This is a genomic window from Vreelandella boliviensis LC1 (genome assembly GCF_000236035.1).
In the GTDB taxonomy this organism is placed as follows: domain Bacteria; phylum Pseudomonadota; class Gammaproteobacteria; order Pseudomonadales; family Halomonadaceae; genus Vreelandella; species Vreelandella boliviensis.
In genome coordinates this window covers 7,753-17,340 of record NZ_JH393260.1, presented here as the reverse complement: position 1 = coordinate 17,340, position 9,588 = coordinate 7,753, and the positions used below count along the sequence as shown (strand labels likewise).

The window sequence follows — 9,588 nt, the reverse complement described above, 5'->3', positions numbered from 1 at the left end:
ACTTACCACTTACCACTTACCACTTACCACTTACCGCTTACCGCTTACACAGTTTAGTGTAGCCAGAACCACAGGTGCATAGTACTCCAGGCGTAGACCCCTGCCATCACATCATCGATCATAATCCCAAAACCGCCCGCTACACGGCGATCTGCCCAGCGTATCGGCCAGGGTTTAAAGACATCGAAGATGCGGAATACGATAAAGCCCCACAACGCGGCTTCCCACGAAAAAGGCACCGCCGCCATGGTCAGCCAGTAACCCACAAACTCGTCCCAGACGATACCTGAGTGGTCGTGTACGCCTAAGTCGTGGGACGTTTTATCGCACAGCCAAACGCCAATAACAAAGGTGACAAAACAAATACTGAGGTACCACCCCAGAGGCAATTCCGCCATCATCCAGTAGAACGGAATTGCCGCCAGCGTACCAAAAGTGCCCGGTGCCCAAGGAACGGCACCGCTACCTAAGCCGAAGGCAAAAAAATGTGTTGGGCGACGCCAGACACTTTTCGGTGCACGATTCATGGCGCTTCCCCACTAAAATGCTGCCAGCCGGCATAGCCACTGACATAACTACTGAGATCACTTTGGTCAGCGGCACAAACACCCAACGCCTCACAACAATGACCGATGACAGTCAGCGTCAAGCCTAATGGCGAGAGGCGCTGCTGCGCCGTGGCTACGTCGTTAGCATTTAACGTCACTAACAGCTCATAATCATCGCCGCCGGAAAGCGCCGCCCGTAAGGCAGCCTTCCGGCCTAGGGTACTTTCCAGTTCATCCGCCAGAGGCAATGCGTCTAACGCGATGACAGCCCCAACCTGCGAGGCCTCGCGAAGATGCGCCAAGTCGGCCAGTAGCCCGTCGGAAATATCCAATGCAGCGGTGGCTAGGCCACGTAGCGCCAAGCCCGCCGCTAAGCGCGGTTGCGGCAATAGATAGCGACTTAGCAGCGGATGCGCCAGATCACGCTCGCCCTTCTGCCAAAGCGCCAACCCGCCTGCCCCGCCACCTAATGCACCGGTGACGGCAATTAGATCGCCCATCTGGGCACCGCCACGGGTGAACGCTCCGCCAACCGGCACCTCACCCATCACGGTCACGCCGATGGAAAGCGCACCAGAAGTGACATCGCCCCCCACCAGCGTTGTGGCGTGCTGTTGGCTAAGGGCATGAAAGCCTCGCGCATAGTCGGTCAGCCAAGCATGGGTTGCTTCATCATCGGCAAACTGACGTTGATCCAGGGTTAACGCCATTAAGCACCAACGCGAAGTCGCCCCCATGGCGGCCAAATCGCTCAGCGCAACGGCCAAGGCACGGTGACCCACCGCGAATGCCGGGGCTTCGCGGGGAAAGTGTACATCCACTACCGAGGTATCAACACTCACGGCCAACTGTTGGTCTGCTTGCGGTACCAGTAGCGTGGCATCGTCTCCACATCCCAGTGTGACGCCATTTGACGCGGTCGACGCCTCCTGCGACGACATAAAGTAGCGTCGAATCAAATCAAATTCGGCAAGCACAAAGGCCCCTTAAACGCAGTGTCAGACCGCTCGCGTTCAGAGACGACGAGCGCTAACCTCGGCACTACGCAAGCGAATCGCCAGCTTGTCGAGAATGCCGTTCACGTATTTATGGCCGTCGGTGGCGCCAAAAGACTTAGCCAGCTCAACGCCTTCGTTAATCACAACACGATAGGGTACTTCCATGCGACGGGAAAGCTCATAAGCGCCCAACCGCAGGATCGCCAACTCTACCGCATCGAGATCTTCCAGGCGGCGGTCTAGCAGTGGGGAAATTTCACGATCCAGTTCCGCTTTGAAACGCACGGTGTTGTGGAGTAGCTCGTGAAACAGCGCTTTGTCGGCGATCTCCATCACCTTCACCCAGTTTTCGTGATCTTCAAGGTCATCATCCGCGACCTGGCTACGAAACTCGGCTTCAATGGTAGTGATGGATTTACCCGTCATGTGCCACTGATAAAGCCCCTGCACCGTTAACTCGCGTGCCGCGTGGCGGCCCTGCTGAGCGGCAGAGGGTTTACGCTCGCTCATTGAGTATCTCCTGACGGCAGCGCGCGCAGCAGTGAGACCATTTCCATGGCGGCCATGGCAGCTTCGGTGCCTTTGTTACCGGCTTTGGTACCCGCACGCTCAATAGCTTGTTCGATGGTTTCAACGGTTAACACGCCGTTAGCCACCGGGGTATCAAACTCAAGCTGCAGGTGATTAATTGCTGTATTGCAGCCGCCCGCCACATACTCAAAGTGAGGCGTTCCGCCGCGAATCACCGCGCCCAGAGCAATCACTGCATCAGGTTTCATCACCTTCAAAACGCGCTTGACCGCCAGCGGCAGTTCCCAGGCGCCCGGCACGTGAACAATATGAATATGCTCAGCGTCTACGCCGTGACGGGTCAAGCTGTCGACGGCGCCTTCCACCAGGCTATCCACTACGTGATGGTTAAAACGGCCGACCACGATGACATAGCGGCCATCGACGTCAACAAAAGTACCTTCAACTTGAGTGAGGGAGTGCATCAATTTATTCCTGCTAAATGAGTCTTGCTGAACTAGTCCTGCTGAATTAGTCCTGCTGAATTAGTCCTGCTGAACGGTTGGCTCATACGCCGTGTCATTTGGGCCCAAACGCTCTACGACTTCGAGATCAAAGCCGGACAGCGCGGAAAACTTCCACGGTGAACTAAGTAATCGCATTTTGCCCACGCCTAAATAGCGCAGAATCTGCGAACCAGTGCCGATGGTTAAATAATTACCGGCACCGTCGGAATCGCTAGTACGCGGCTGGCGCACGCGATCCAAAAAGATATCGAGCTGGTCTTTTAAATCCTGATGCGGGCGGCCGTCATCGATCAACACAAACACGCCTGGCGCGGCACCGGCAATCTCTTCCAGCGCACGGTGAGCATCCCAGCGGCACTGCTCACCTTTCATTAAGCCCATCACATCGCGCAGCGTATCGGTAAGATGCACACGCACCGTGGTGGCCTGCTCTGGTGTTGGCTGACCATTCACCAGTGCCAAATGATGAGCGCCCTGGATACGATCACGGAACACGTGCAACGTCAGCTCGCCATGGGAGGTCATCACTGTTGACGCTTCCAGATGATCGATGGTCTGCTCGTTGACGATACGGTAGTGAATCAGATCTGCGATGGTGCCGATCTTAATCCCGTGCTCGTGGGCAAAAGCTTCAAGCTCCGGGCGGCGCGCCATGCTGCCATCATCGTTCATAATCTCGCAGATCACACCGCTAGGGTCACAGCCTGCCAGTGCCGCCAAATCACACGCTGCTTCCGTATGCCCAGCACGGCGCAACACGCCGCCCGGCTCTGCCATTAACGGAAAGATATGGCCCGGCTGAACGATATCGGAGGGTTTGGCATGAGGCGCCACCGCCGCCTGTACTGTGCGCGCTCGATCCGCAGCAGAAATACCGGTAGTGACGCCTTCAGTTGCCTCAATAGAGAGGGTGAATTTGGTGCCAAAGCCAGAACCGTTATCACGCACCATTAGCGGCAGATTAAGCTGCTCGCAACGGGCGCGGGTCATCGGCATACAGATTAAGCCACGGGCGAAACGGGCCATGAAGTTGATATGCTCGGCCTGCACTTTTTCGGCGGCCATGATGATATCACCTTCATTTTCGCGATCCTCATCGTCCATGAGAATCACCATTTTGCCCTGGCGGATATCGTCCACCAGCTCGGCGATAGGGGCTAAGCCTCTAGAGGAGGGGTGCGCCATGGAATCTCCAATAAGTGTTGTCACGATAGCTTGTCACGAAAGGTTATCGCGAAAGGTCATCGCGAAAGGTCATCGCGAAAGAAAGTCGCGTCAGTAAGTCACAATTTTGCGCGTCAGGGTACCTTGCTCTCGCTAAATTCACCAGATGCGCCAGTTGCGCTAGTCGCCTGAGGGGAAGCGATAATGCGCCAATCGCGCCCCACCGCTCGCATATCGTGAATGGTTAACAGCCGCTGATCAGCCATGCGTGAGAGCCCTGGAAGCGCAAAAAGCGGTCGCGCTTCGCCACCTAACAGCGTGGGCGCGACAAATAGCTGCAACTCGTCGACCAGCGCCGCATCAAGCATAGCGCCCGCCAGCGTCGCACCGGTTTCCACCAGCAGTTCGTTAACCTGCTCATTTTCGGCTAACCACTGCAACATTGCCACTAGATCGATACGACCATCGCTACCGGCGGGCAATACATGCACTTCAGCGCCCGCCTGGGTTAGCCGCTCGCGCTTCTCTTCCGGGTGGTCTGGCGTGGTGATCACTAGCGTACGCCCAGGCTCGCTTAAACAGGCCGCTGCCAGAGGTAAGCGCAAGTGGGTATCTAAAATTACTCGCAGGGGCTGGCGGCGAACCACGTCGTCAACATTATCGAGATGCAGCTGCTCTTTGCGTAGCGTCAGCCGTGAATCGTCCATAATAAGGGACTCCACGCCGCTCAATATGGCGCTGGAGCGCGCCCGCAGCCGCTGCACCTGGGTACGTGCTTCAGGCCCGGTAATCCACTGGGACTCCCCAGACCCCATGGCGGTACGTCCGTCTAAACTCATTGCCATTTTCAGGCGCACAAAGGGGCGCTGGTGGCTCATACGAGCAATAAAGCCGGGGTTCAAACTGCGCGCCTCACTCTCAAGCAAGCCCACAGCAACCTCGACACCGCCCTCTTTAAGCATGCGAATGCCGCGACCGCTGACCTGAGGGTTGGGATCCACCATCGCGATCACTACCCGTGACACGCTAGCGTCCTTCAATGCTACCGCACAGGGCCCGGTGCGGCCGGTGTGCGAACAGGGTTCAAGGGTGACGTAAGCGGTCGCGCCCTGGGCACGCTCTCCCGCGTCATTTAACGCGTGGATTTCGGCGTGGGGCTCACCGGCACGCAGGTGAAAGCCTTCGCCGACAATTTGCTCGTCACGCACAATCACACAGCCGACCCGCGGGTTGGGATCAGTGGTATATAAGCCTTTAAGCGCCAGCTGCAGCGCCCGCGCCATATAGCGGTGATCGGCTTGGCTAAAGACAGCACTCATTTTGACGACTCACTGCCAGGGCCCGGTCGGAAAGAGGGTCCTCGAGACGGCTCTTGAGAAGGCTCTTGAGACGGTTCTTGAGAAAGCCGGTCAATTTCGGCGCGAAATTCATCCAAGTCTTGAAACTTGCGATACACCGAGGCAAAGCGGATATAGGCCACATGATCGAGGGTTTTAAGCGCTTGCATGACCGACTCGCCAATATCGCGGGCGTTAATCTCACGATCACCACGGGCGCGCAGCGTTTGACGAATGCGCTCCACCGCCGCTTCAATGGCTTCAGCGCTGACCGGGCGCTTTTCCAGCGCGCGCAGCATGCCTGCCCGCAGTTTGGCTTCATTAAAGCTCTCGCGGGAGCCATCGGACTTCACCACCCGCGGCATTACCAATTCAGCGGTTTCATAGGTGGTAAAGCGCTCTTGGCAGCTAGCACACTGGCGGCGACGGCGTACCTGGTCACCATCGGCTACCAGTCGCGAATCAGTCACTCGAGTATCGTTTGCACCACAAAAAGGGCAATGCATGGCGGTCAACCTGTTGTCAGCTCGTGTCGGCGTGCCGCACGAGTTAGCGTGTTATAACCTGTCAATGTGTGTGCTATTCATAGTGTTTAGCAATAGCAACTGCCATAAGCTAATGTATCTTAGCGCTTAAACGCGCTATCAACCCCGTATTGTAACGATTTGGCACACAAGCTGCAGTGTTTGTGGCAGGTTGTTTATCAGGAGTTACCCATGCCCCCCTTCGAGCAGACTGTTCACGACACATTTTCAAATACCGTTCATGACTACCTTAGCCACCTTTACGGGCCTCGGGCAGGCGAAGTGCAGCGCCGCTTAAACCAGCGCCTAGAGCATTTCCAGTCGCTTGCCCCGTTTTCACCCAACCCCGTCGAAGCGAGCTCTAAAAACGCACCCTTTTGGAGCGAAAAAGATCAGTGGGTGATCAGTTATGGCGACTCCATTATTGAAGATAGTGTGTCGCCGCTCGCAGTGCTTAGCGATTTTCTCCAAGCGCGGTTGGGCGACCGGATCAGCGGCGTACACGTACTGCCCTTCTTTCCATGGAGCAGCGACGACGGTTTTTCTGTGATCCACTACCGGGAAGTCAACCCCGACCTTGGTGATTGGTCGCACATCCGTGAACTCGCCAGCCATTACGACTTAATGGCCGACCTGGTGCTCAACCACGTTTCGCGGGAATCCCTGTGGTTTGTGGATTACCTTAGCGGCAGCCTACCCGGCCGCGACTACTTTATTGAAGTCGATCCGGATACCGACGTTTCCCAGGTAGTGCGCCCACGCAGCAGCCCACTGATGGTGCCCATTTCGACCCGGCGCGGCACCCGCTATCTATGGGCGACGTTCTCCGAAGACCAGCTTGACCTAAATTTTGAACATCCTGATGTGCTGCTGGAGTTCGTGGGTATTTTGCTGTTCTACCTGGAGCAAGGCACGCGAATTGTGCGCTTGGATGCGGTGGCCTTTCTGTGGAAGCGGTTGGGTACCTCCTGCATTCACCTGCCGGAAACCCATACCGTGGTACGGCTGCTGCGTGCCATTGTGGATCATGTGGCCCCGGGCACGCTGTTAATCACCGAAACCAATGTGCCCCACCAGGAGAATATCAGTTATTTTGGTTTAGATCGGCTAGCGAAAGGGCCGCCCGACGAAGCCCATATGGTGTATCAATTTGCCCTTCCTCCACTGCTATTGCACACCCTCACCCGGGGTGAAGCAAGCACTCTGCAAACCTGGCTTGCCACGCTTCCCGTTCTGCCCGACCACTGCACCTACCTCAATTTTACCGCCAGCCACGACGGCATAGGTGTGCGCCCGTTAGAAGGCTTGTTGCCAGACCACGAACGGGATGCGCTGCTGGAGCTGATGCACCGTTTCGGCGGTTTTGTCAGCATGCGTAGCAACCCAGACGGTAGCGACACGCCCTATGAGATCAATATCACCTGGTTTGAAGCCATGCGCGGCACCCGCCGCGGCCCCGACCCGTGGCAGATTGCGCGTTTTCTATGCAGCCAAGCGATTATGCTGAGTTTGCAAGGCATACCCGCGCTGTATATTCACACCCTGACAGGCACACTCAATGACGTAGAAGGCGTTGAACGCAGCGGGCGGCTACGCTCGATCAACCGTCGGCGCTGGCAGCGTAGCGAGCTCGACCTGCTGCTAGATAGCCCTTCAACGCCCACCCACGATGTTTTCCATGCGTTAAACCGGCTATTAGACCAGCGCCGTCAGGAGCCCTGCTTTCACCCCAATGCCGCCCAGCGGGTATTAGTCTCTGCACCGGAACTGCTGGCGGTCGAGCGCGGCCCACTGCACGATGGCCGCCGTTTATTAGCGCTATATAACGTCACCGATCTGCCGCTTCCCTTAGAGAACATGGGCGAAGCGGTTACCCAGGCACTTGATAAACACGCCTGGCAAGCGCTTGATCCAGGTAACCCTTGGGTGGCTGAAGGCACCCTTCCCCCTTACGCGGTACGCTGGTTGGTGGCTGATCGTTAGTACCACTGGGAAGCCTAAATTTTCAAAAACCGCGAGTTGCGACATATCGCCCCAGGTATAACGCGCATAATCCCTAAATAATGTCGTGCTGTGACAATGCCTGCACAACATTATTCTAGGGGTTATTTTTTCTTATGTTGCAACAGAGTGTTGCCCTGGGCCCAATGGGCTTTAGTATCCACCAACTCTTGCTTGGCTTGGCTTTTTTATTAGCGCTGCTTGTCGGTGCGCTGCTGGGACGGCGCCATCGGGTGCCCGTCAGCGATACGCTATTTACCCTGCTCTTTGTCGCTTTTATTAGCGCACGCGTGGTGTTTGTGGCGCGCTATTGGGGCGAATATGATGGTTTACTTTCGCGCCTGGATATTCGCGATGGCGGCTTTGATATTGCTGGCGGTATTGTTATCGGCCTGGCGTATGCCAGCTGGGTTCTATGGCGCTCGCCACGCCAGCGGTTTCCACTGACTGGCGCACTATTGGCAGGCGGCCTTGTGTGGGGACTCGCCGCGGGTAGCGCTACCCTAATAGAGCACCAATCTCGCCCATTACCGGATATTGCGCTTACTACCCGCACAGGCGACCCCATTGATCTACCGCAAAAGTCGCAACAGAGCCAACAACCTATAGTGGTCAACCTATGGGCCAGTTGGTGCCCGCCGTGTATCCGCGAAATGCCGGTTTTTGAACAGGCGCAAAATAATGAAACCGACATCACCTTTGTATTCGTTAATCAAGGGGAGTCACCTGCCCACATTGAGGCGTTTATGAATGAACACGGCTTCTCGCTGGACAACATATGGCTTGACCCCAGCAATGCGGTTGGCCAAGCCACCGGGGCTCACGCCATGCCAACCACGCTCTTTTATGATGCCGATGGCTATCTGGTCAACACGCACTTTGGCGAGCTTTCCAGCGCTACGCTGCAGCGTGGGTTAGAACGTTTGCGCTGACCTGCCCTCTTATCAATCGCCTTTTACTGCTTTTTTAACACCTGCTTTTTTAACACCTTTTTTTAACGCTATATCATTAAAACAGGACGTTGTAATGCAATTAACCCGAAATACCATTAGCGGCTTTTTGTTACTGACAGGATTGGTGGGCACCTCAGCGAGCTATGCCGATGAACTCCCACCCCCTATTCAGGCACTTGCCGATCAAGGCTTGGAGATTCATGGTAAATTCGATGCCCCCGGCGGGTTGCGTGGCTACGGCGCCAGCGTGCAGGGTCAGGACATGGCGATTTACTTAACGCCTGATGGCGAGCACGCCGTAGTGGGTACACTAATGGATAGCGAGGGCAATGACCTTACCGAAGCACAGCTGGATGAGCATGTACGTGCACCGCTAGAGGCACAAACCTGGCAGCTATTAAGCGAAAGCCACTGGGTTCAAGATGGCAACGTGAATGCTCCCCAGGTGATTTACACCTTTACAGACGCCAACTGCCCCTACTGCCGTCAGCTGTGGCAAGACGTTCGCCCCTGGGTGGAAGCAGGTGAAGTGCAGCTACGCCATATTATGGTGGGTATCTTAGCGCCCGACAGCCCTGGAAAAGCAGCCGCCATACTCGGAGCCGACGACCCGGCGGCTACACTGCATGCCCATGAAAGTAGCCAGGAAGAAATCGAAGCCAGTGCCCAACCGAGGGAAATTGAAGAACAGGTTTATGCCAATAACCAGCTGTTCGAAGAGCTTGGGCTGTATGCCACGCCCACCTCGGTTTTTCAGCGTGAAACAGCGAACGGAAGCGTGCGTCTTGACCGCATTCAGGGTATGCCCAGTGATGAGCGGCTGATCGAGATGATGGGCAGCGAAGCGCCTTGAACTTAGTCTGCCAACGCTAGCTGAGATTGCCGCGTCGCTGCGCTCCTCGCAATGACAGGTGGTGTGTGTCATTGCGAGCAAAGCGAAGCAATCTCGGTTAATCTGCCACCGCTGGTAAAGATTGCTTCGTCGCAAGCTCCTCGCAATGACATAGGTGACGTCATTGAGATCCT

Annotated in this window: 10 protein-coding genes; 3 read left to right on the top strand and 7 right to left on the bottom strand. The window is 56.1% G+C overall.

The features are described from left to right. Positions 1-53: 53 nt before the first annotated feature. The 7 genes from KUC_RS17100 to nrdR form a co-directional block, all read right to left on the bottom strand. A complete protein-coding gene (locus KUC_RS17100; protein WP_007114493.1) occupies positions 54-527 on the bottom strand; it encodes a phosphatidylglycerophosphatase A family protein in 474 nt (157 codons plus the stop codon). After that, positions 524-1,525, bottom strand: coding sequence for a thiamine-phosphate kinase (gene thiL / locus KUC_RS17095; protein WP_007114492.1), 1,002 nt, complete (start codon positions 1,523-1,525; stop codon positions 524-526). Before thiL ends, KUC_RS17100 begins: the two co-directional genes overlap by 4 nt. 36 nt (positions 1,526-1,561) lie before the next feature. Beyond that, positions 1,562-2,056, bottom strand: coding sequence for a transcription antitermination factor NusB (nusB, locus tag KUC_RS17090; RefSeq protein ID WP_007114491.1), 495 nt, complete (start codon positions 2,054-2,056; stop codon positions 1,562-1,564). Continuing rightward, entirely contained in the window at positions 2,053-2,541 is a 489-nt protein-coding gene (gene ribH / locus KUC_RS17085; protein ID WP_007114490.1) for a 6,7-dimethyl-8-ribityllumazine synthase, read from the bottom strand. The genes nusB and ribH overlap by 4 nt, the downstream gene beginning before the upstream one ends. 60 nt (positions 2,542-2,601) lie before the next feature. Continuing rightward, the gene (ribBA, locus tag KUC_RS17080) at positions 2,602-3,768 is read right to left on the bottom strand and encodes a bifunctional 3,4-dihydroxy-2-butanone-4-phosphate synthase/GTP cyclohydrolase II (protein WP_007114489.1); all 1,167 of its coding nucleotides are present in this window, start codon (positions 3,766-3,768) and stop codon (positions 2,602-2,604) included. Between the two features lie 113 nt (positions 3,769-3,881). Then, a complete protein-coding gene (gene ribD, locus KUC_RS17075; protein WP_007114488.1) occupies positions 3,882-5,066 on the bottom strand; it encodes a bifunctional diaminohydroxyphosphoribosylaminopyrimidine deaminase/5-amino-6-(5-phosphoribosylamino)uracil reductase RibD in 1,185 nt (394 codons plus the stop codon). Then, positions 5,063-5,590: a transcriptional regulator NrdR gene (gene nrdR / locus KUC_RS17070; RefSeq protein ID WP_050804882.1), complete on the bottom strand. Its 528-nt coding sequence runs from the start codon at positions 5,588-5,590 to the stop codon at positions 5,063-5,065. The genes ribD and nrdR overlap by 4 nt, the downstream gene beginning before the upstream one ends. Positions 5,591-5,800: 210 nt before the next feature. On the opposite strand from nrdR, the gene KUC_RS17065 reads away from it, so the two are divergent. The 3 genes from KUC_RS17065 (at position 5,801) to dsbG (ending at position 9,415) form a co-directional block, all read left to right on the top strand. Further along, positions 5,801-7,591, top strand: a complete 1,791-nt coding sequence (locus KUC_RS17065; RefSeq protein WP_007114486.1) for a sugar phosphorylase — start codon at positions 5,801-5,803, stop codon at positions 7,589-7,591. A gap of 134 nt (positions 7,592-7,725) precedes the next feature. Beyond that, the gene (locus KUC_RS17060) at positions 7,726-8,541 is read left to right on the top strand and encodes a TlpA disulfide reductase family protein (RefSeq protein WP_007114485.1); all 816 of its coding nucleotides are present in this window, start codon (positions 7,726-7,728) and stop codon (positions 8,539-8,541) included. A 94-nt stretch (positions 8,542-8,635) separates the two neighbouring features. After that, positions 8,636-9,415, top strand: a complete 780-nt coding sequence (dsbG, locus tag KUC_RS17055; protein WP_007114484.1) for a thiol:disulfide interchange protein DsbG — start codon at positions 8,636-8,638, stop codon at positions 9,413-9,415. The last annotated feature ends 173 nt before the right edge of the window (positions 9,416-9,588 follow it).